The 21,817-nt window shown below is 50.2% G+C and carries 17 protein-coding genes; 13 read left to right on the top strand and 4 right to left on the bottom strand.

What is annotated here, in order from left to right; all coding sequences use genetic code 11:
- The first annotated feature begins 878 nt into the window (after positions 1-878).
- The 3 genes from K0T92_RS06040 (at position 879) to K0T92_RS06030 (ending at position 3,369) form a co-directional block, all read left to right on the top strand.
- Positions 879-1,469, top strand: a complete 591-nt coding sequence (locus tag K0T92_RS06040) for a cyclase family protein (RefSeq protein WP_343223635.1) — start codon at positions 879-881, stop codon at positions 1,467-1,469.
- A 749-nt stretch (positions 1,470-2,218) separates the two neighbouring features.
- Positions 2,219-2,758: a DinB family protein gene (locus K0T92_RS06035; protein WP_219871518.1), complete on the top strand. Its 540-nt coding sequence runs from the start codon at positions 2,219-2,221 to the stop codon at positions 2,756-2,758.
- A gap of 107 nt (positions 2,759-2,865) precedes the next feature.
- Complete coding sequence (locus K0T92_RS06030) at positions 2,866-3,369, top strand: DinB family protein (RefSeq protein WP_219871517.1); 504 nt, start codon at positions 2,866-2,868, stop codon at positions 3,367-3,369.
- Positions 3,370-4,004: 635 nt separating this feature from the next.
- On the opposite strand, the gene K0T92_RS06025 is transcribed toward K0T92_RS06030, so the two are convergent.
- Positions 4,005-4,880: an SDR family oxidoreductase gene (locus tag K0T92_RS06025; protein WP_219871587.1), complete on the bottom strand. Its 876-nt coding sequence runs from the start codon at positions 4,878-4,880 to the stop codon at positions 4,005-4,007.
- A 233-nt stretch (positions 4,881-5,113) separates the two neighbouring features.
- Here K0T92_RS06025 and K0T92_RS06020 point away from each other — a divergent pair, with 233 nt between their 5' ends.
- The 10 genes from K0T92_RS06020 (at position 5,114) to K0T92_RS05975 (ending at position 17,992) form a co-directional block, all read left to right on the top strand.
- Positions 5,114-7,735 (top strand): PAS domain-containing sensor histidine kinase, encoded by a 2,622-nt coding sequence (locus K0T92_RS06020; protein WP_219871516.1) that lies wholly within the window; start codon positions 5,114-5,116, stop codon positions 7,733-7,735.
- A gap of 33 nt (positions 7,736-7,768) precedes the next feature.
- Positions 7,769-8,410 carry a response regulator transcription factor gene (locus tag K0T92_RS06015; RefSeq protein ID WP_219871515.1) on the top strand — a complete coding sequence of 214 codons (642 nt, stop codon included), beginning with the start codon at positions 7,769-7,771 and terminating at the stop codon, positions 8,408-8,410.
- Positions 8,411-8,704: 294 nt separating this feature from the next.
- Positions 8,705-10,303 (top strand): methyl-accepting chemotaxis protein, encoded by a 1,599-nt coding sequence (locus tag K0T92_RS06010; protein WP_219871514.1) that lies wholly within the window; start codon positions 8,705-8,707, stop codon positions 10,301-10,303.
- Between the two features lie 57 nt (positions 10,304-10,360).
- On the top strand, positions 10,361-10,804 hold the full coding sequence (locus K0T92_RS06005; RefSeq protein WP_343223634.1) for a chemotaxis protein CheW: 444 nt from the start codon (positions 10,361-10,363) through the stop codon (positions 10,802-10,804).
- Positions 10,805-10,812: 8 nt separating this feature from the next.
- Complete coding sequence (locus K0T92_RS06000; protein WP_219871513.1) at positions 10,813-12,831, top strand: chemotaxis protein CheA; 2,019 nt, start codon at positions 10,813-10,815, stop codon at positions 12,829-12,831.
- Positions 12,828-13,619, top strand: coding sequence for a CheR family methyltransferase (locus tag K0T92_RS05995; RefSeq protein WP_246627903.1), 792 nt, complete (start codon positions 12,828-12,830; stop codon positions 13,617-13,619). The genes K0T92_RS06000 and K0T92_RS05995 overlap by 4 nt, the downstream gene beginning before the upstream one ends.
- Before the next feature lie 13 nt (positions 13,620-13,632).
- Complete coding sequence (locus tag K0T92_RS05990; protein WP_219871512.1) at positions 13,633-14,697, top strand: protein-glutamate methylesterase/protein-glutamine glutaminase; 1,065 nt, start codon at positions 13,633-13,635, stop codon at positions 14,695-14,697.
- 130 nt (positions 14,698-14,827) lie between these two features.
- Entirely contained in the window at positions 14,828-15,568 is a 741-nt protein-coding gene (locus K0T92_RS05985) for a Bax inhibitor-1/YccA family protein (protein ID WP_219871511.1), read from the top strand.
- Between the two features lie 740 nt (positions 15,569-16,308).
- The gene (locus tag K0T92_RS05980; RefSeq protein ID WP_219871510.1) at positions 16,309-16,455 is read left to right on the top strand and encodes a hypothetical protein; all 147 of its coding nucleotides are present in this window, start codon (positions 16,309-16,311) and stop codon (positions 16,453-16,455) included.
- Positions 16,456-16,885: 430 nt separating this feature from the next.
- A complete protein-coding gene (locus K0T92_RS05975) occupies positions 16,886-17,992 on the top strand; it encodes a hypothetical protein (RefSeq protein ID WP_219871509.1) in 1,107 nt (368 codons plus the stop codon).
- Between the two features lie 22 nt (positions 17,993-18,014).
- Here the strand turns inward: K0T92_RS05975 and K0T92_RS05970 are convergent, their stop codons facing one another.
- Genes K0T92_RS05970 through K0T92_RS05960 form a run of 3 tightly spaced genes read right to left on the bottom strand, consistent with a single transcriptional unit; the run spans position 18,015 to position 21,756 of the window.
- Positions 18,015-19,142: a Ger(x)C family spore germination protein gene (locus tag K0T92_RS05970; RefSeq protein WP_219871508.1), complete on the bottom strand. Its 1,128-nt coding sequence runs from the start codon at positions 19,140-19,142 to the stop codon at positions 18,015-18,017.
- 5 nt (positions 19,143-19,147) lie between these two features.
- On the bottom strand, positions 19,148-20,242 hold the full coding sequence (locus K0T92_RS05965) for a GerAB/ArcD/ProY family transporter (protein ID WP_219871507.1): 1,095 nt from the start codon (positions 20,240-20,242) through the stop codon (positions 19,148-19,150).
- Positions 20,239-21,756: a spore germination protein gene (locus K0T92_RS05960; RefSeq protein ID WP_246627902.1), complete on the bottom strand. Its 1,518-nt coding sequence runs from the start codon at positions 21,754-21,756 to the stop codon at positions 20,239-20,241. The genes K0T92_RS05965 and K0T92_RS05960 overlap by 4 nt, the downstream gene beginning before the upstream one ends.
- Between the last annotated feature and the right edge of the window lie 61 nt (positions 21,757-21,817).

The raw sequence follows: 21,817 nt of genomic DNA, 5'->3' as shown, positions 1-21,817 counted from the left end.
TTATCATTTAAAAGAAAGTTACCAAAAGCTAAATCAAATATAGCTACTCATAAGCGGTTCGCTGTGTCCAATTAAAAGTCTAACAGCATGATTTTGTCAGCATCAAACTTACTACACTTGTTCGTAGCGGATAAAACGCGCCACAATGAATCCATCCTTTCCGATAGCTTGATGGATTCATGAACAAGTGTAATGGGTTTGACGCTTACTTTTATACAGAATATACAATGAAGACAAAGCAGGGATGATTTTTCTGAATAAAGATGCATAATTCGTATAAAAGGCGAAATTGGACGTTTGAGGATTTCTCCTTTTCTATGATTCAAATGCGTATAAATGGAATGAAATAAAATTCCATTTCATTATTAGTGAGACACTTTTAAACTAAGAAAGGGCTTTTTGATCAGGTTTGTGGCAGCTTTCATGATTCATCATAATACAACATCATGTATAGAATAAAGTGTGCTGATCGACAACGATACAGCACACTTTATTTTTGGAAGAGTGAATTATGCGATTTCTAAAATTACAATGAGACTTTTTTGGGTTCAATAGAGGGGGATTATCGCAGCCGGCTTTATGGGGACTTCAATCATCAAAAGCTTCACGATCGCTTTTAGAAGGTGTAATGTTATCAATGAGTTGATTTTGATTGTCCTTTGATTTAAACTTCATAATAGAGCGACCTGGTGGATGGGTTTTTGAGGCTATGACCTCGTGCGAAACCCCATCGTACCGAGGGCGCTCGTTTTTTTTCAAACGCTAAATGATTCATATTACATGAATTCATCATATTACAGGAATTTTTACGGATAGGATAGAACAAGTCAAACAAAAGTGAATTTTGGATAATAACTTGCAGGACAGGAGGCACCTGAGTGAGAGTGATCGATTTGTCGCTGCCGATTGCGGATGGCATGTCCGTTTATCCCGGCGATCCGGAGGTAACAGTCAAAGTAGCGCATACGTACGAGAGTCACAACTGGGAGCTGCGGCAGCTGTCGATGGGCAGCCATACCGGAACACACGTGGATGCGCCTTCACATATGCATCCCGGTGCCGCGACATTGGATGAGCTGCCGTTGGAGCGATTTTTCGGAGCGTCCCGCGTAGTCGGGATCGAAGACTCGGCTTGGCCGGAAGGCCGGGGTCTGTTTTTCGCCGAATCCGCCGGGCTGGAATGCTTTGACCGACTCGCTGCGCTGCGGCCACCGTTCGTCGGCGGCGAATTGTCTGAAGAACTGGAGCGGGCGTTGTTGGGCATCGGAATTGTGACGTATACGGGGCTGCACGGTTTGGATCGTCTTCCCGGAGGGAGCGACTTTATGTTTTACGGATTTCCTCTGCGCATCGTCTGTGGCGACGGCTCCCCGGTTCGGGCTGTTGCTGTGGTGGAGACGGAACCGACTGGGCTAGGAATTTCCCTTGAATCGGGAGAATGCTGTGCGATTCCACCACATAGTCGGTGAACAAACCTGCCAAACTGCAGGCTTTCTCTCCATTTCGGCCTGCTGAAGACGAAATGCCTGCCAAGGTGCAGGTATTTCGCCACATTTGCCTCAATCGGCCCATTCTGCTGCTGTATTCCTGCTCTTACGCAGGCATTCCTTCTCTGCTGCAGCCAACCGCCAACACCATGCAAGACAACACCACTCCACTCGCTGGAAAATACGTGAGGTATGGTACTGCGACGCGGTACGATGCTACCGTATCATAGAAGAATGCTTGTCACGAACGCAGGCATTTCGCACTGCGCGCAGCTCCCAGTGCGCGGTGTTTGGCTGCATGACGGCGGTCGGTCGACCATAATCGTTAAACGGGTTCCAAGAATACTTCTAACAATTCGTTTGTTTGGCTGGGGCGTCCAGCTAATGTAGCATCGAAACTGATAAATGCCTGCCAAACTGCAACTTTTTTCTCGTTCCGATCTGTTGAAGATGAAATACCTGCCAAGGCGCCAAAGCGCGGTTATTTCACTCTATTTTCCCTCAATAGGTCAATTCGTCCTCGTATACCTGCGCTTTCGCAGGTGTTCTACCACTTAAGGCTCCTTCTAACCAAAATTCCTGCAACGTATGCAGGTTTCTTCTCTGTCTGCCAGGAGTGATGCAAGAATTAAAAAGCCGAAAATCATTATTCCAACCCTGACATACAGTTGTCAGGGTTAGAATTGTATGATGAATACATAAGCAAGCTACAAGAACCGGAGGTGATTGAAATGACAAATCATAGTTTGAGATTGTACGACTATCATGTATGGGCAAATAAAATAATCTTTAACCGATTAAAGGAGCTCCCGCGTCACCTATACAAACAAGAAGTGCAAAGCGTATTTTCTTCGGTGTCAAAGGTCATGGCACATATATACAAGGTTGATTGCGGTTGGCTCGACATCCTGATGGGTAAAAGTATGAATGAAGCTATGGAAGCTTCTTCTCAAATCGAGGCGGATGCAGAAGCTAGAAGCCTTGAGGAGCTGGAGGCTATGTATGACGATTTGTCCGTGAGATTCAAGGCATGTATTAGCGAGCATGTGGATCTTGAGAGAGAGGTTGTCTTGGACAATCCCTACGCTGGAATTTTGAACACCAGATATTCAGAATTTATTATTCAAGTTGTGAATCATGGCACATACCACCGAGGTAATCTTTCAGCTATGCTTCGTCAATTGGGCCATTCCTCTGTTATGACGGAATATGGGCTTTTTATGTACCAGGATGAACCAACTACTAGCAGGTCAACAGTTTCTGTCAATTAGGGCATTGTGGAGAATGGGTTAGAGGGTGCGTTACTACACACTTACAAATATTGAAAACAAATAATGATATAATGGTGCTATTCCATCACAAAAGGGAGATGTTAAATATGTTTAAACACATCGAGGATTTTGCCGCAGCCTGGCGGCATGAAACGGCAGCAACGCTGCGCACGATGGAGGCGCTCACAGACGATTCACTTGGCCAACAGATAACGAGCGATCATCGAACGCTGGGACGGCTTGCATGGCACCTTGTACAGACGGTGCACGAAATGCCATCGCGGACTGGATTGTCTTTCGAAGGACCGGGCGAAGACGTGCCGGTGCCAGCTTCGGCAGCGGATATTGCGGCGGCCTATAAGCGGACCTCGGAAGCTCTCCTTGATGCTGTACAGTCCAGTTGGAAGGATGAGAATCTGCTCATCATGAGCGATATGTACGGCGATCAATGGCCGAACGGCTTGACGCTGGATATCCTCGTAAAGCATGAGATTCATCATCGCGGTCAAATGACGGTACTGATGCGTCAGGCCGGGCTTCGTGTGCCGGATCTTTACGGCCCGACGAAAGAGCAGTGGGCCGAGTACGGTGCGCCGGCTCCGGCAATATAGAGTAATACAGACCAAGACTCAAGGGGCTGTCCCGAAAGTCATTTTTGGAAATATCAGCGCCCACTCTGTATGTAATAGGGTCCAAAAGAACCTTCAACTCCACGTTTATAGTGGTTATGAAGGTTTTTTTGTATTTGACTTACTCGGATTTACGAGTTGCCTTCCTTCATGCGCCGACCTCACGCATGCCGAGAACTGCGCAGGGTGCAGTAAGTGGGGGGAACCTGTACAGTCCCACTGCGTGGAGGGGAACTCTGAAGTCATTCCATCGGCGCGGCGGCGAACATTCCTGCGAATAGGCATGCTTTTTCTGTTTTCGGCCTGCTGAAGACCGAATGCCTGCCAAAGCGCAGGCTTTTCGCCATGTTTTATCGCTAGCAGCCCAATCCGCCATTTATTCCTGCCTAATCGCAGGCATTCTGCCCTCAATGACTTCTTTTAGCCGAAATTCCTGCTCTTTCGCAGGCTTCCTCTCACTCTACTACCCGGATCTGTTGCCCTCAGTCACTGATGCACATTTGAAGCCGGGTTGACGGGTATTCGCCCCAATAAAAAAGCATCCAGCTCCGTAAACAGACGGTGGCGGATGCTTTTTTATTGCTGTATTCACTCTGCGACTCAGCGCGCCTTGGCGGTCAGCCGTTAACGACGGTGCCGCCGTTAATATGAATCGTCTGCCCGGATACGTAGGAGGAATCGTCGCTCGCCAGATAGACATAGGCGGGAGCCAGCTCCGATGGCTGGCCGGGACGGCCAAGCGGGGTGTCTGTGCCGAACTTGGCGACTCGCTCTGCCGGGAAGGTCGAAGGAATGAGCGGCGTCCAGATCGGACCGGGCGCCACAGCATTGACGCGGATTCCCTGACTTGCCAGGTTGTTGGCAAGCGCACGCGTGAACGAAACGATTGCTCCTTTGGTGGAGGAATAGTCGATCAGCGTCGGATTGCCTTCATAAGCGGTAATGGATGCGGTGTTAATGATCGATGCGCCCTTCTTCAGGTGCTTCATGGCAGCCTTGGTCAGGTAGAACATGGCGAAGATGTTCGTGCGGAACGTCTTCTCCAGCTGTTCGGCCGTAATGTCCTCGATGCTTTGCTGGGGATGCTGCTCGGCGGCGTTGTTGACGAGAATGTCGAGCTTGCCAAGCTCCTTGACGGTTTGCTCCACGGCGGATTGGCTGAACGCTTCATCACCGATATCGCCTCTGATCAGCAAACACTTGCGCCCCAGTTCCTCTACACGCTTCTTCACTTTATTCGCATCTTCATCCTGCTCAAGATAGACAATTGCGACGTCTGCGCCCTCCTTGGCGAAGGCGACGGCGGCGGCATGCCCGATCCCGCTGTCTCCTCCAGTAATCAGGGCGGTTCTGCCAGTCAGCTTGCCCGCGGCGCGGTATGTCGGCGACTCAATCTCGGGCTGGGGGTGCATCTTGCTCTCCAGCCCTGTGCCTTCCTGCTCCTGCGGAGGCAGCTTCTTAGGTCTTTGCTCCGTAGCATGGTTTCCTGCCATCATAATCCCTCCTTGAAGTCGTCTAGATTACGTTACCCGTTCCGGTCGAAGGATAATCATTGGTTCACCCGTTGACAGGACTCTTTGGCTTGATCAGAACCGTCTTTTCATACCATGCACTATACAAAATAACCCTGAATGCAACGATATAGAAATTAGGGCGCCGATCGCCCCCATTGCTGCTATTCCAATAACAACCAAGTATAACCTTAACAAGCAGGGAGACAGGCAGCATGCGTGCACAGGACAGCTTAGTGTTGAACGAGGTCAGGAATGCACTGGAACAAGCAGAGCGGAAACTGAAGTGGTTCGAGAATATGCTGCATACAATTGAGGCAGCGATTTGGTCAATTGATGTCCTTAATGGGCAATTTCTATATGTTTCAGAGGCTGTAACGGGTATTACGGGCTATCCGCCGGAACAGCTTGTTAACCTCTCCAATTGGAGCAATATCGTTCATCGGGAGGATCTGCCTCTCTATAAAGCATGGGCAATGAAGATCGGACAAGGAATTCCGGCGACAAGCGAGTACCGGATCTATCATGCGAGTGGTGAGGTTCGGTGGATTCAGGCGAGAATAATGCCGATAGTGGACGAGTGCGGGCAGGTCATTCAGCTGGATGGCATGATGGTCGATACAACAGCGACAAAAGAAATGGAAGCACAGCTGCACCGAAGTGAGCAGAAATACAAATCGCTGTTCCATTATAATTCGGATATTATTTGTGAATTGGATCTGGAGGGCGGTATACGCGCGATCAATCCGGCTGCCGAGAAGATTACGGGCGAACGGCTGTATGAGGCGGATCTTAATTTCCCGTTTGAAGAGGTGTTCGGCGGGGACAATCTGCACAAATTAACACACCATTTCAATCTGGCGATACAAGGACATTCCCGGCATTATGAGGTATCCTCACGCCACCAGAACGGCAAATCGTTTCAATGGTCGATGGAGAATGTCCCGATCTATGTGAACAATCGTATAGAAGGCACTTTTGTTATCGCCAGAGATGTGACGGCTCATAAGCAAGTCGAAGCAGCTTTTGCCGATCGTGAAGCGCAGTGCCGCCGATTGGTGGAGCTGTCACCCGTGGCAATCGCGATCTATAAGGATGGAGAAATTACGTTTCTTAATCCTGCCGGAGAAAAGATGCTGGGCGTATCGTTCGAAGGAGATTCATACCGGACAAACATCATGGACTGGGTGCATCCCCATGATCGTGAATTTGCGCTGGAACGAATGGAGAATACGCTGTTGAACGGTTATTCTCCTCCTGGCGAGTATAAGATCATTCGGGCTGATGGCCGTGTCATTGACATTTCGATGATCTCCATCTATGACTCCCAATCTGCCTCCATTCAGCTTATGTTCGAAGATATTACGGTTCGCAAACAGGCGGAGCGGGCTTTGCTGGAAGGCGAGGAGCTGAATAGGCGTCTCATTGAGCTGTCTCCTGAAGCCATTGTTCTTCACAAAGATTATAAATTTGTCTATGCCAATCTTGCCGGTCTTGCACTATTCGGAGTGTCCGGCTTGAGCGAATTGGCGGGAGAATCGATATTCGACTGGATTCATCCGGACTTTGCGGAGGAAGTGAAGCAGCGGCTGCAGCACATTTATGCCCGGCATTGCGTCTCTTCCCTTGTCGAGCAGCAGATTGTTCAGGCGGACGGCACTCTGATCGATGTGGAAGTGATCGCCAGCACCATACCCTATAAAGGGGACAATGCAGGCATTACTCTATTTCGCGATATTAGGGAGCGCAAGCGGGCGGACGAGGATCGGCAGCGGACGGAGCAGAGCATCAGAGAGAGCGAGGACCGGCATTTTCGCCTGCAGACGAGCCTGGACCGTTTCTCCCATGATCTATTTGGTGTGATGAAGGTCAGCCACTTGGAGCGGCGGCTTGTGAAGGAAGTCCGGGACGTGCTCGGAACGGATCATGTCAAGATCATGGAGCTGGATTCAAGCCAGATCAAGCTATGTGAGCTGAATGAGACGGAGGATGGCTACTATCTGAAGATTGGAGAGATGAAGGGGAGGAGCAAGCTGCTCTGTATCGATGAGAAGCCTGCGGCATTGAGAATTACCTCAATACGAGTATGGCTGGAGACGATCGCCCGTTATGCCAGCGTTCTGCTTGACAATTTTCTGTTGATAGAAGATTTGACGAAGGAGCTGGAGGGGACAGTCGGCCAGCAAATTGCGCCAACCTGGCTCCTGAGACTGCTGTTCACGCTGTCTGAGAATGAGAGAAAATCACTTTCCCAGGATCTGCATGACTCCGCACTGCAAGAGCAGATTGTTTGGTACCGCAAGCTTGAGCATTTGAGGCTAAGCAGCGCTCTACCTGAGGAGGTACAGGAGCAGCTTGAGCAAATTGCACAGGGACTGCTGGATGTCATCTATCAAATTCGGATCACCTGCAACGAGCTGCGGCCGCCAATGCTCAAGGAAGCAGGGCTTGTGTCCTCTCTGCATGCCCTGTTCGAGTTCACGCAGCTGCGCACCAACTACAGCATTCGCTTCCATCCTGCTTATATCGAGCATGCCTTGAATGATGACCAGTTGATCGGTCTTTACCGCATTGTGCAGGAGATGCTCGCCAATGCTGCGAAGCATTCCAGCGCAACGGAAGTTCATATCGGATTGTCCAGCAGCTCTTGCGGTGTGCAACTGCACTATAGAGATAACGGGGTGGGCATGAAGCTTGAGGCGACAGAAGACTCCTTCAATAGCATGGGCATCTATGGCATGAAAGAGCGGGTGCGCAGCTTGAACGGAACCATAGAGTTCCGATCGCCTGAGAACGGCGGAATGGCCATCTACATAGGCATTCCCATTGGTGATTAGCCAGGACATATTAAACAGCGAGGTGTAGACAGCATGATTCATATTCTACTGGTAGACGACCATCCATTAGTAATGGAAGGGACGAGAATGATCCTTGAGCTGGAGGGGGACATGAAGGTTTCGCTGGCGAATTCCGCCAGCAAGGCGCTTGAGCAGGTTCGAGCACAGTCCTTCGATATTATGCTGTTCGACCTTCATATTGGCGATATCAATGGGATTGATCTGGCCAAGCAAGTTCTGGGCATTACGCCGCATTCAACAATATTAATCTACACGGGCTTCGAATTCAGCAATCACTTCAATCTGATGATAGAAGCGGGCATTAGCGGCTTTATTCTCAAGACGACAACCAGCGAGCAGCTTGTGAATACGATCCGCTGTGCCCTGCGGGGAGAAGTTATGCTGCCGCTCTCCTTGGTGAAGCAATTAAGAAGAACGACACTGCAGGCGGATGCTGCCACAGGACAGCAGGGTGCAGTTGCGATAAGCAATAAGGAGTATGAGATTTTGCAAGAAATAGCCAAGGGAAGGAGCAATAAAGATATTGCGGAGCGGGTTCTTATGAGCCAGCGCTCACTGGAATATTGTTTGACAGCCCTGTTCCACAAGCTGAAGGTGAAATCAAGAATCGAAGCGGCGATCAAAGCGAAGCAGCTAGGTTTTCTGGCGGATTAAGTGTAGTACCCTATCCTTCGAATAGCCCTATAACCGGATCCCGGTCACAGTCTGCTGTGATGCGGGATTTTTGTTATGCGGCATCCCGCGGGAGCACGAAGAAGTTTTGCGCGGCCACGCAAAATATTTTCGGTTACCGGAATGTGCCGCGGGTTTATGATGAATCTAGTTCTTAAGTATTACATCACTTGTAACATTCCAGACACGGCAAGGAGGTTATTAGGGACAGAGCTAACGGGAATTTGGCGGTACGAAATGATAATCAAACCATAATAGACAACGAGGTGCTGGACAATGAAATGGTTTTATAATTTGAAGACGGTTATGAAATTGACGATCGCATTTGTGATAACAGCTATCATAATGGGCTTTATTGGGTTCCTGGGCCTGAGCAATCTGGGCAGCATGAACAAATCTATCGTGGATATGTACGAGATCAATCTAGTCCCTATCAGCAAGCTTGGGGATGTGGAAATTCTGTATCAGCGGATTAACGTAGAGCTCCGGGATATGAACACGATGGCAAGAACAGCCGCGGAGAATAATGCCTATAAGGACAAGATTCTGGGCTTTGCCAAAGAAATCGAAACCAGTATAGATACATACAGCCAGTCCTTCTTAACCAGGGAGGAGGAGGATCAGCTTCAGCAATTCGCTCCTTTATGGGAAGAGTACAGAATCATGTTGAACGAAGCGCTTGATAAGAATAGTGCGAACTTAGGCTCCGAGCAATTTACGGAATTTCTGCTGACAGGCGGTATGGATGAGACAGGCGATAAGCTGGAAGCCATTCTGGAGAAGCTGATTGAGCTCAATACCCAATTGGCCGAGCATGCACGCGGAGATTCGGATGAGCTGTACACCTCCTCGCGTTACATTACAGTAGCAATCATCATCGCTGCGCTCATTCTCAGTATCGGCTTCGGCTATCTGATCTCCCAAATTATAGCGCGCCCGCTGAATCGGGTCGTACGGCTGGTGGGCAAGGTCGCGGACGGAGATTTGAGCGAAATCTCGGATATTAATAGCAAGGATGAGATTGGCGTATTGGCAGCTTCCGTTAATGATATGGTCTTCAAGCTTAGAGAAACCGTAGGTGAAATTTTGGCTTCCGCAGAGAGTGTCTCAGCGGCATCCCAGCAGATCTCGGCCAGTACGGAGGAGATTGCCAGCGGAAGCATGAGCCAGGCTAACGCTGCTCAAACGATGAATGAGCTGTTCAGGGAGCTGTCGCTTGCCATTAATTCAGTGGCACGCAGCGCGGAGCAAGCATCGGAGCTGTCCAACAAGACGATGAGCATCGCTCAGGATGGGGGCAAGGTGGTTCGTGTCTCTATCGATGGGATGACACGTGTCAATGAGCAGATGTCACGGCTTGAAGAGGACTCCAACAAGATCGGCGAGATTATCGAAGTGATTGATGATATTGCGGAGCAGACGAATCTGCTTGCGCTGAATGCAGCAATCGAGGCGGCACGCGCCGGAGATCAGGGCCGCGGGTTCGCGGTAGTTGCGGACGAAGTGAGAAAGTTGGCTGAGCGAAGCAGTGAGGCAACGAAGCAAATTACGAATATCATTAAAGGCATGCAGGACAATACGGGACAAAGTGTGAAGGCGGTTGCAGAAGGTGTGAGCGCCTCGCAGCGAACGGGCGAAGCCTTTGAGCATATCATCTCAATGGTTAACGAAACCGCCTACAAGGTTACGGAAATTGCTGCTGCGAGCGAAGAGCAAGCCGCCCAATCCTCTGAGGTGATGAGCTCGATAGAAAGCATATCTGCAGCTACGGAAGAGGCTGCGGCGAGCAGCGAGGAAACGGCATCAACCGCCCAATCCCTGGCCCAGCTCGCAGAGGAATTGAACAACTCCGTATCCATATTCAAAATTCGCTAGCAGGATGCGTGGAAGCTGGCGGGCCGCCACTTGCGGCGGCTACGAAGAGAGGCAGGGGTGGAGATCGTGCAGGCAGCCGGACAGGAGCAGTACATTGAGTTTGCGATTGAAAGGGAGCAATACGCCATTCGGATTCAGGATATTCACGAAATTATTAAAATACAGGACATAACAGAAATTCCTAACGTGACACCCTATGTGAAGGGGGTCATCAATCTCAGGGGCAAGATTGTGCCGGTTATTAGTCTGCGGAGACTATGCCAGCTGCCGGACAAAGACTATACCCGGACGACCCGAATTATCGTCGTTCACCATCAGGAGGATACAGTAGGCATCATTGTGGATCGGGTGAACAAGGTTGCAACCTATCCGGATATTCAGCCGCCTCCGGAGCGTGCCTTGGGCATCGACGGCAACTACTTCGCAGGAATCGGCATTACCGACAGCGGTCTTGTCGGCATATTAAAGCTGGATGAAGTCTTGCTTCGCGAACAGGAGTGAATCGACCGATGCTGTCAGAGTATAGAGAGGTGTTTCTGGAAGAGCTGGAAGAGCAGCTGCAGCTGATGGATGATGTTATTCTGCAGTTGGAGCAGGAGGATGAGACGGAGCGGGTTGTGCAAAGCTTGTTCCGTGCCGCCCACACCTTGAAGGGCTCCTCCGCAGCGATGGGCTATGAGGAAATGAAGCAATTAACCCATGAGATGGAGCATCTGCTTGATCAGGTGAGACGCAATGCGCTGGCTGTATCCAGTGCGCTGATCGATCTTCTTTTCAAATCGCTGGACTGTCTGAAGGAGCTGAAAAAAGATATCGTTCGCAGCGATGATTCAGTCACAGATATATCCGGATGCGTGGCAGAGCTGCAATCCTTCGCCGCTTCTTCCCAGGCAGCCGGAGCTGCTTCTCCTGCTTGCGAAGAACAGGAGGCTTTCTGTAGTCCGGAGCTTGGATCAGATACAATGATGAAAATACAGGAAGCGCATGACAGCGGTGCTGGCGTTTATTGGATTCATTTGACGCTGTCCAGCGAATGTGTCATTAGAGGGGCGCGGCTCTATGTGATTCACTCCAGCCTGTGCGGTCATGGTGAGGTTCTGCTGTCAGAGCCGGATATGGAGAGCCTGGCGGAGCGGGAGGATGTGCCGCTTGCAGTTGCCTTTCTATACACTGGCCACCAAAGCCGGGAGGAGCTGCGGGAGATGGTCGCTTCCTTGACGGAAGTAGCGGCTGTTGCCGTGGAGCCTCTTAGGAACGATCCCGATACGATTAGCCGTGGGGCTGTCGTTCAGGAGAAGGTGGTCAATGAGGATCAACCGCCGGTGAAACCTGCCAAATCACAGACCATTCGCGTCAGCGTGGAGCGTCTGGATCATCTCATGAATCTGGTGGGCGAGCTCGTTATCGACCATACCCGAATTCATCAAGTGGAACGGACGCAGAGAAGCCGATTGTCCGATGACTCGGTGAATGAGCTGGGACAGATCTCCGATCACCTTTCCCGGATTATAAGCGATTTGCAAGAAAGTGTGATGAAAGCAAGAATGCTGCCGATCGAGCAACTCTTTAACCGCTTTCCCCGCATGATCCGGGATTTGACACGAGATCTGGGCAAGGAGCTTGAGCTTGTTATCGAGGGCAAGGACACGGAGCTTGACCGGACCTTGATTGAAGAAATTGCCGACCCGCTCATACATCTGATTCGGAATGCGGTAGACCATGGCATCGAAAAACCTGAGCAGAGAATGCAGGCTGGCAAATCCCGCAAGGGTACGCTGCAAATAAGGGCAGCGCATGAAGATAATGGAGTCGTTATCTATGTGGAGGACGACGGTGCGGGCATCGATCCCGCCAGAATGAGACAGTCGGCCTTGGCGAAGGGGCTCTTGACCTCCGAGGAAGCGGGGCTGATAAGTGATCGGGATGCAATCGAGCTGATCTTCCGGCCTGGCTTCTCAACAGCCAGCGTCGTGAGCGATGTATCGGGGCGCGGCGTAGGGATGGACATCGTCAGAAGCCACATCGAGAAGCTGAACGGACTGATCGATATTGACACTGTCTTGGGGCAGGGAACACGGTTCAAGATCAAGCTTCCGCTGACGCTTGCGATTATTATCGGCCTGCTGGTGAAGCTGCATGAACAGACCTATATTATCCCCATGAGCAATATTACGGAGATCGTCAGAATCCCCTATCATGACATACAGACCGTCCGGGGGCAATCCGTCATCCTGCTGCGCAGCCAGGTGATTCCGATCATTTGGCTCCATGACCATTTCAACATCCCCAGATCGGAGCAATCGAAGAGCCACATCCAGCTCGTCATCGTAGGTTCCGCAGAGAAAAGGCTGGCTTTGGCTGTGGATGCGCTTATGGGGAATCAGGAGATTGTGATCAAGACGCTGGGCAGCTATGTAGGGAAAGTCGATTGCATCGCAGGATCCACAATATTGGGAGACGGCAAAGTCGCCTTAATACTAGAGGTGTCCGGCATTATCAATCATGTTGGCCGGAGGTCGGCACTATGAGCATCCCCATGACATTGGATCAGGACTTCAACCAGTTCACGCTGCTGTTTAAGAAGAGAACAGGTATTAATCTGGCGTTGTACAAAGAAAACCAAATGAAGCGCAGATTAAGCAGCCTGAAGGAAAGAAAGGGCTTTCGCACCTTTATCGATTTCTATCATGCGTTGGATAAGAATGAGCGGCTGCTGCATGAATTGCTGGAGCATATGACGATTAATGTATCGGAATTTTATCGCAATGCACAGCGCTGGGAAGTGTTGGAGAAACACGTAATCCCTGATATTTTGACAAGAAACAGGCGGCCCAAATGCTGGAGCGCAGCCTGCTCTACAGGTGAGGAGCCCTACAGTCTGGCGCTCTTGCTCACTGCCTATCTGGATCCGAAGGAAATCAGCATACTCGCCACCGATATTGACAACAGTGTCATTGAGAAGGCGAAGTCCGGCATCTATGGGGCTGAAGCTGTGAGGGATGTGCCCAAGCCGTATTTGAACCGGTACTTTGCCTCTGTCAGCGGCCGCTATGCGATCTCGGAGGAGATCAAGCGGTGTGTCCGGTTCAAGCCGCATAATCTGCTTGCTGATTCTTACGAGAAAGGCCTCGATCTGATTATTTGCCGGAACGTTCTAATCTACTTTACGGATGAAGCGAAGGAGTCGTTATTCGAGAAGTTCAGCCAATCGTTGAGAAAGGGCGGGTATCTGTTCATAGGCGGCAGCGAACAAATCTTTCAACCGCAACGATACGAGCTTGAGCCGGTAGATACGTTCTTTTACAGAAAACAATAGAGGAAGAGATAATGTGATCAAGATAAAGGTGCTTGTAGTGGATGATTCGATGTTTATGCGCAAGCTGATCACACGTCTGATTGAGGATGAGGCAGGGCTGCAGGTCATTGGCACGGCGTGCAATGGGCTGGAGGCTGTGAGTATGGTCAAGGCGCTTAAGCCGGATGTTGTCACGCTGGATATCGAGATGCCGGAGATGGACGGGCTGGAGGCGCTCTGCAAAATTATGGAGCAGCGTCCCACTCCGGTTCTGATGCTGAGCTCGCTGACGCAGGAAGGGGCGCATGCGACGATTACGGCCTTGCAAAGTGGAGCCGTCGATTTCATCTCCAAGCCATCGGGCTCGATCTCAACGGATCTGTACAAGGTGAAGGCAGAGCTGGTGTCCAAGATCAAGCTGGCTGCGCTAATTCCCGTCAGAGCCCTGCAGTCAGGCGTCAATGCTGCTCCCCCGTTGCAAGTAAACCGCATGAAGGCTGGCGCTGCGAAGGAATTCACTCAGATTGTGGCCCTGGGCACTTCAACAGGCGGCCCGAAGGCGCTGGAGACTGTCATTACTGCTCTGCCGGCCAATTTTCCTTATCCCGTGCTGGTCGTACAGCATATGCCGCCCAAGTTTACGAAATCATTAGCGACCCGATTGAATGGCCTCTCCGGTGTCCGGGTAGTGGAGGCGGCCGACAATGAGCTGGTTGTTGGAGGTACTGTCTATATCGCCCCAGGCGATTATCATATGACGGCCGTGCAGAAGAACCGGGAATACAGAATTCAGCTTCATCAGACGCCTCCTATAAACGGTCATCGTCCCTCTGTGGACGTCCTGTTCGACTCCATTTCCCAACTGAAGAATCTCAAGCGGCACTTTATTCTGATGACCGGAATGGGGAGTGATGGCGCCCAGGGCATGCAATCCGCCAAGCGGGATGGAGCACGCTCTACAATTGCAGAAGCGAAGGAAACATGCATCGTGTACGGGATGCCAAGATCAGCGATCGAGCTGAATTGTGTCGATTATACGGTTCCACTGCACCAGATAGCGTCCAAAATATTGGAAGTTACGGCATTTCAGGGATGGTGACGAGTAGGAATAGAGAGTAGGGTGAAGTGAGGGCTGGGTTTCAGAATTGGCTGAAAATTAGGGGTTTTATGGAAGGATATCCCGGCATATGATACAATCGAGAGAAAATATTATTTTGGGGTGAGTATTTGTGATAGGTCGCAGCGGCAATCCAACTTTAAGAGACAGCACATTCGGGAATAGTGATCATCATCCTTACGGGGAAGCCATGACGGTTGAAGGAACCGTGAACAAAGCATTCATCATGCTTGCATTGCTCATGGGAGGCGCATTCGCTGCCTGGTCAATGTACACCAACGGACAGAATGTGATTCCTTACGCCATCGGCGGCGCGATTATCGGCTTGATCCTGGCCTTGGTGATCAGCTTCGTGCCTAAAGCTGCACCTTATCTGGCGCCAGTTTACGCAATTTGCGAAGGGCTTTTTCTTGGAGCGCTCTCAGCGAATTACGAAACGCTGTACCAGGGCATTACACTGCAGGCGGCACTAATCACCATTAGTATATTTATCGCGCTGCTTGTGGCATACAAGGCGAGAATTATCAAGGCGACGGAGAACTTCAAGCTGGGGGTCTTCGCCGCTACAGGCGGCGTTGCGCTTGTCTACCTGCTGAGCTTTGTGCTTGGCATGTTCGGCATTACAGTTCCTTATCTTCACGATAACAGCTTGCTCGGCATCGGTATTTCTATCGTAATTGTCATCATTGCAGCACTGAATCTCGTTCTGGACTTCGACTTCATCGAATCCGGCGCACAGCACGGCGCTCCCAAATATATGGAATGGTACGGCGCATTCGGCCTAATGGTGACGCTGGTATGGTTGTATATCGAGATCCTGCGGCTCCTGTCCAAACTGCGCAGCCGCGACTAACCGTTATTGGCGCAGAATGACATATGAGGTGCTGGCTATCCCTTCTGGGGGTAGCCTTTTTTTGTATACAGAAATTTATGGGAAAGTGTGGGCTGACTCGCCCAACCCCAACTCTAACCCCACCCCCCACGCCCACTAAAATAACTTCGATATAAAAACAATTATAACGGGAATAGGGGCAGTTAACCTTCGAACGCAGCATAATCCAGCGCACTTGAAGACAGTGACAGTGTACAACGCCATGTTACCCAAAGCCTGCGAAAGAGCAGGCTTTGTCGATGGAATCGGGTCTTTTGAAGAGAATTCCTGCGATTGAGCAGTTATTACAGACGATTTTTCTAAATTACGAGAACCGCACTATAAAAAGATGCCGATTTGCAGGCATGTTAACGATTCGAGGAAAAATGCGAGAAATTGATGCAGATTCGCAGGAATATTAGTAAATGGAAAGTTACTTGAGTAACTAGATACTACCCGCACCCGCACCCGCACCCGCACCCGCACCCGCACCCGCACCCGCACCTTCAACTGTAACCGCAACAAGTCATAGAGTAGTCAATAAGTGGAGTCGGAGGAAGCAAGGAATCCGCGAATCGCGAATCTATAGATTTTCAGGGATCAACAATGAGTCATCGGGATGCCATGGGGGCGCTTGGAAATCCTTGTTTGTTAAATTCAAGCCAATAAGGGCAACCTAAACTTGCTTTTACCTACAGCAACTGGATATAAGGAGGTAGCGAATGTCACGCAATAAGAAAAACGCCATTGAGGCGGAATCAGTAGCTATGCAGGAGCAGTCAAGACAAGCGGAAAACAGTGTGGCGGCTTCTACGGACGAGAATCGCAATCAGAAGGGCCATATCCCGAACAGTCCGTCCACGGGCTAATGAGTTGTGGAACAAGTGGAGGTGGCCGATCTGCATAAATGCGGCGGCCTTGCTCCCTCTGGCGGTGAGAAGATGCTTACGCACTTCGCGCCGCCAGGCTTCTTCGCGTTCAATAAAAGTTTATCTCGAGAGATATGACGCTAGACTCAAAGCTCAATAGATGTCAGAAGAAAGCGAAAATATCTATAGAGAAACAATCATGACAAAAAGTGGTATACTACATATGCGATCAAGTATTCCGATTGGAATGTGACGGATTGTCACATGTATACCCGGTTGGAATGTTCTGATTGTCACATATACATCCGAAAGGAGGGAATTCAGGTTCATAGAATTGACCCTGTCAGTTACCTGCAAGGCGACGGGGATTTGCACATCAGCACCAGCACCCGCACCAGTATAGAGAGAAGAATCAGGAGAGGAGAAACGGATGCTTAGAATCAAACATTTTCAACCGGGCATGAATGTGAAGGAATACATTCCTTGTTTGTTTCCTCATTATAGTCGGCTGTACGAGCTATCTGGACTTCAATTGGATGTGAGGGCAATTCCCGCCTTGAGCCTGCTGAGCTTGCCGACCTATTCGCGATCGGAAGATCTGCTGTCAACAGTGGTGAATATTTGGGATGGCCGAAGACTGGGCTACAAGGGCAGTCTAACCCAGCTTGGCATCGGCCAGGAGAAGAAGGAAGCGGCATCCTTCGAGCAAGGCATGGAACTGCTGAAGCACAATATTACCACCGGAATGCTGATGCTTGTATGCGGCTCGATGTACCAGCTGCCGTATTCCAATGAATACAAAAATTTGAATGTGTATCCGCATCCCTATCTTGGCCTGACTGAGCATTGGCTCAGCTTATATGGCGTATCCGGGCAAGAGGTGCTTGTCTACGATCCAATCCCCAATCATTATCAGGGCTCGCTTGCGCTGCATCATTTCAAGGAGTTTTGGGAAGGGGACCGGTTTGTCCCGGAGCTTAGTGACTATCCCGGTATTCATCATTTATCCGTGTACGGTTATTACGAGCTTGAGCTATACCGCAAGGTGACCGACGAAGAGATGAAGAGCCTTATGTTCAAAGCTTTCCAGACGGTGACCTATGAGTATGTGTCGGGCCGGGTTATCGAGGATCATGGAATCTCCTACTATTTTGGCCGCTCGGCGGTGGCGCAGCTTCTGGAGGATCTGGCATCTCTTTCGAAGGGTGAAGCGCAGCCCGCTGCCATTATAGAGTATGAGAAGCATATCGTCAGCTCCAAGTACAGCCGTTATTTCTTCCGGGATTTATTAGAGGCTATGAGCCCGTTCGGCGCGCCCTTTACCCATTACTTGAATACATTCCTGGACATAATCAAAGATTGGGACATGGTCAGCAATTTGTATGTCCTCTATTTGAAGCGCAGCCGCAGCAGCTTTGATTTTCTTGAGAAAATCGTAACCCTGCTTCAAGAGCTGTCCCGGAAAGAATCGGCGTTCTTCGAGAAGCTGTATATGAATCATCAGGGTGAGAGGTTAATGGATAAAATAATCATCTAGCGGAATGAAGCTGCTTCAGGAATTATTTGACCGGACCGATCGCATTAATATCGAATTCTACGGATACATGAAACACAGCATCGGAAAGCGCCTCCGCCCAGCGGTCCTGAACCTTCTTATACTCGCGGTATTGATAGGCTCGGGCATACAGGCCGAAGCCGACGGGATCAATGTTGTGCCTCTGGAATTTCTTGAGCAGCTTCTCGATCTGCGATTTCAGCAACCCGGCAATAATGGGCTCCAATTGCTTATTATCACGCAATACATTGTAAGGGAACATGACCTCGGTTAAGTCAGCCGCTATTTTGAGCTTAATATCGAACTGAAAGCGGGATTGCTGATAAGAAGTTTTGATCTTTGTTGCGATCTTCTGAGCCGTAAAGCTGAGCGTATCTGTATCGAATGGGCCTGTCTTACTCTTGCCGGGAATAGAATAGGTCAGGCTGACGCCGGATTTCGCTTTCTTCTGAAGAGTGTTAAGCAGAATGGATTCCTGATAGCCGAGGGAAGCAGCATATCTCCCCTTCCTAGTAAGCAGCGTTGTTCCGGTTACAAGAATTCTTTTGTGATCCTTGACTTTTACTTGGGAGATGCTTGGTGTAATTCCTTTCTCAAAGTATTGCCGGTGCAGCTCCTGCGCCGTGGTACTTACTGTTTCAGCGTTGTCGCTGGAAGTCGTTATCATCCCCCGCAGCAGGACTGGCAGCAGCGGCTGGTCTTCGGGATTGAGGAACATGATTTCCGATAAGGCGCCGTCTACTGCAACAACACGGTCTGTTACAGTATTTCTAGCATCACGAAATATAACATCGAGCATCTGTATCCACCCCTCATGCTGCAGCAGTCGCTTGCCGACCAGAATAACCTGGAAATTCCTCCCTTGTGTAGAGCCGGGAGATTGGGCATTCTGCACCGCTTTGGACTGACGGAGTGTGCGTATCGTTGCATTTATCTCCAAGCTTTTCTTGCGGATGTTCTTGCTGAATATAGGAGTAGAGGTATAGAGCTCGAGTTGATTATCCTCGTTGAGGTCCATTCCGAAGGCCAGAGGAGTGGACGCATTCTCGAGGTTCAATTGATCGTAGCAGCTCGATGTCGTTACACAGATCAGCGTAACGGCGGACAGAGTGAGCAGCAATCTGAATTTCATCAACATTAACTCCTTCGCATCCGGTTATGTACTGCAATGAAGGCCAGCAGGAGCACTGGGAATATATATTCTATACCGAGGCCGAAGGCGGTCAATATCTGCTCGATCACCCAGTTCTGGCGGTAGGTCGGCGTATAGAAGTAGGTGGCGATGGCTGTAGCAATGCAGAGAACCCGCAGGTGGCCGCGGCTATCTGTTCTGCCGAACAACCAGCTTGAGCAAAAGGTGGTCAGATACATCGCGGGAATCCATACCAGTGAGAATACGGTTAAATAGAAGGCGATGAAAGGAACCTCGATCCGTTCGATGAACCGGAATTCTATGGATTTCAATATACTGATGACGGGATTATTGTATTCCGTGATCTCATCCGGGCTGTAATAGACAAAGCAGATGAGTGTAATGAACAAATAGGAGGCCATCGTCAGTGTATTGGAGGCCACAACAGCAGCCCCGGCCTTCTCCTTATGCTTCAAAAAAGGATAAAGGACGAAAGTAGCCACCATCCCGAGCGAAGGGTAAATAATCTCTTTGACGCCCGTCAATACCGGCTGCCAGCCCTCCTTCAGAGGAGGAAGCAGATGAAGAAAGTGGGAATGCTTCAGCGGTATTAGATAGATGATTGGAATCCACAAGCAAATGTAGACAATCAGCTCGCAGTACCGGCCAACGATACGCGGGCCGTGACGTGCGATCATATATGTAGGTACAAGGAGCAGAATCATGATGATATAGGAAGGTGTATTGGGTAATAGCCATATTTTGGTGATCATGACCGTTTTGGTAAGCCCGTCGAACAGAAGGAAGCAGAAGTAGAGCGCGAGAAGGAATGCAACGGCTTTGCCTGCCCACATGCCCATAACTCCAGCTGCCCAATCAGGCAGACTGCCATTGGGACTATTCTTCATAATTTGGACAATGATCAGGCTTGCTGCCGTACTGATCAGCCATCCGATAATGATGCTGATCCAGCCATCGGTTCCGGCCGTTTCGGCCAGCTTTCTCGGCAGCGACAGAACAGCGACGCCAACTTGAATGCCGGAGAGGAGAAAGATGTACTGAAGCGAGGTAATTTCATGACCGGAGTAGACCTTCTTCATTCCTTTTTCTCCTCCTCCTCCTCCTGAAAGCGGCTCTTGCCTTGTCTCCTGTTCTGCAGCGGTGAAGTGCTGATCGGCCGCTTGTTCATAAGCCACAGAGGCGCCCGTATGAATGTGTCTTTAAGATCGGCGAACCGCATAGGTGCTAAAGGTATGCCATAAGGCATACCGAGCGATCTGAGTGCAATAATCTGCTCAATCATCACGATAAGCCCGATAATAATCCCCACAAACCCGAATAGGGACGCAAGAATCATCAGGATGAAGCGAATAAGACGGACGGCCGCGACCATGTCATAATTGGGCAGAATAAAGGATGAGATGCCGGTGAAAGCCACAACGACGACCATAACATTGCTAATGAGGCCAGCTTGAACGACCGCCTGGCCGATGACGATACCTCCAACTATACCGACTGTTTGACCAACAGGGGCGGGGAGCCGTACTCCGGCTTCGCGCAGAATTTCCAGTGTAATCTCCATAAGGACTGCTTCGACAAAGGGCGGAAGCGGCACTCTGCCCCTGGATTCCCCAAGCGTAATCAGCAATTTCATCGGAATAATTTCAAAATGATAGGAAACAACGGCAATATACAATGCGGGAAGAAAAGCAGCGATGAAAAAAGCGGCAATGCGAAGCATGCGCAGAAAGGTGGCAATGGACCAGCGGGTGCTGTAATCGTCAATGCTTTGGAAGAATGCCATGAAGTTAACGGGACCGACAAGCACGCTTGGAGAGCGGTCCACGACTACAGCGCATCTGCCCTGCAGAATCTGGGAGGCGGCGGCATCCGGGCGCTCAGTAGAAATTAATTGCGGGAAGAGGGAGTATGGATTATCCTCGATAAACTCTACGAGCTCCCCTGTATTAATGATGACATCCACGTTAATTCCTTTAATTCTGTCCTCCAGCCGCTTTAGAAACTCCTTGTTAGTGACATCCTCCAAATAGAGAATCGATACAGAGGCTGGTCCGCGCTTGCCCACCGCCAACTGCTTGATCTTGAGCTCTCGGTTAGGGATGTAGCGGCGGATCAATGCAATATTCTGCGAGCCAGTCTCCAGAAATCCCTGATGCGCTCCCTTCAGAGAAGGCTCAAGCTGGGGATCCTCAATAGCGCGCTGCGGCCATCCCTTCGTGTCGAGCGCGTAGCACTCGCTTCTCCCCTCAACGAACAGAACACTGTCCCCGTTAAGTAACGCTTCAATTATATGGCTCCACGTTGTGTAGGGCACGATGTGTCCGACCGTCACATACAGCTCGCTGCCGGGCTCGCCGCCTCCGCCTATGAATTGAAGCGGGTAGAGCACATCTTTATTGATGGAATTTTTGTCTGTCAGCCCGTCAAGGTAGGCAAGAACAGCCGCCTCGCCAGTCTGCATAATGGATAGCTTGCGGATAACCAGGTCCGGCGCATCGGTGAACAAGCGCTGCAGATGCTCGATAATATCGGGTATATGCGTTTCCAGATCGGGCTTGTGTTCACTCGATTGGTCATTATGCGGCAGTTTCATGATCCGGTGCCATCCTTCCCCATTGATGTGCATATGGTTTCCGATGGCAATCATGTCTATT

Origin of the sequence: Paenibacillus oenotherae (genome assembly GCF_019443105.1) — a bacterium.
GTDB lineage: Bacteria > Bacillota > Bacilli > Paenibacillales > Paenibacillaceae > Paenibacillus_Z > Paenibacillus_Z oenotherae.
This window is presented reverse-complemented; position numbering and strand designations above follow the sequence as displayed.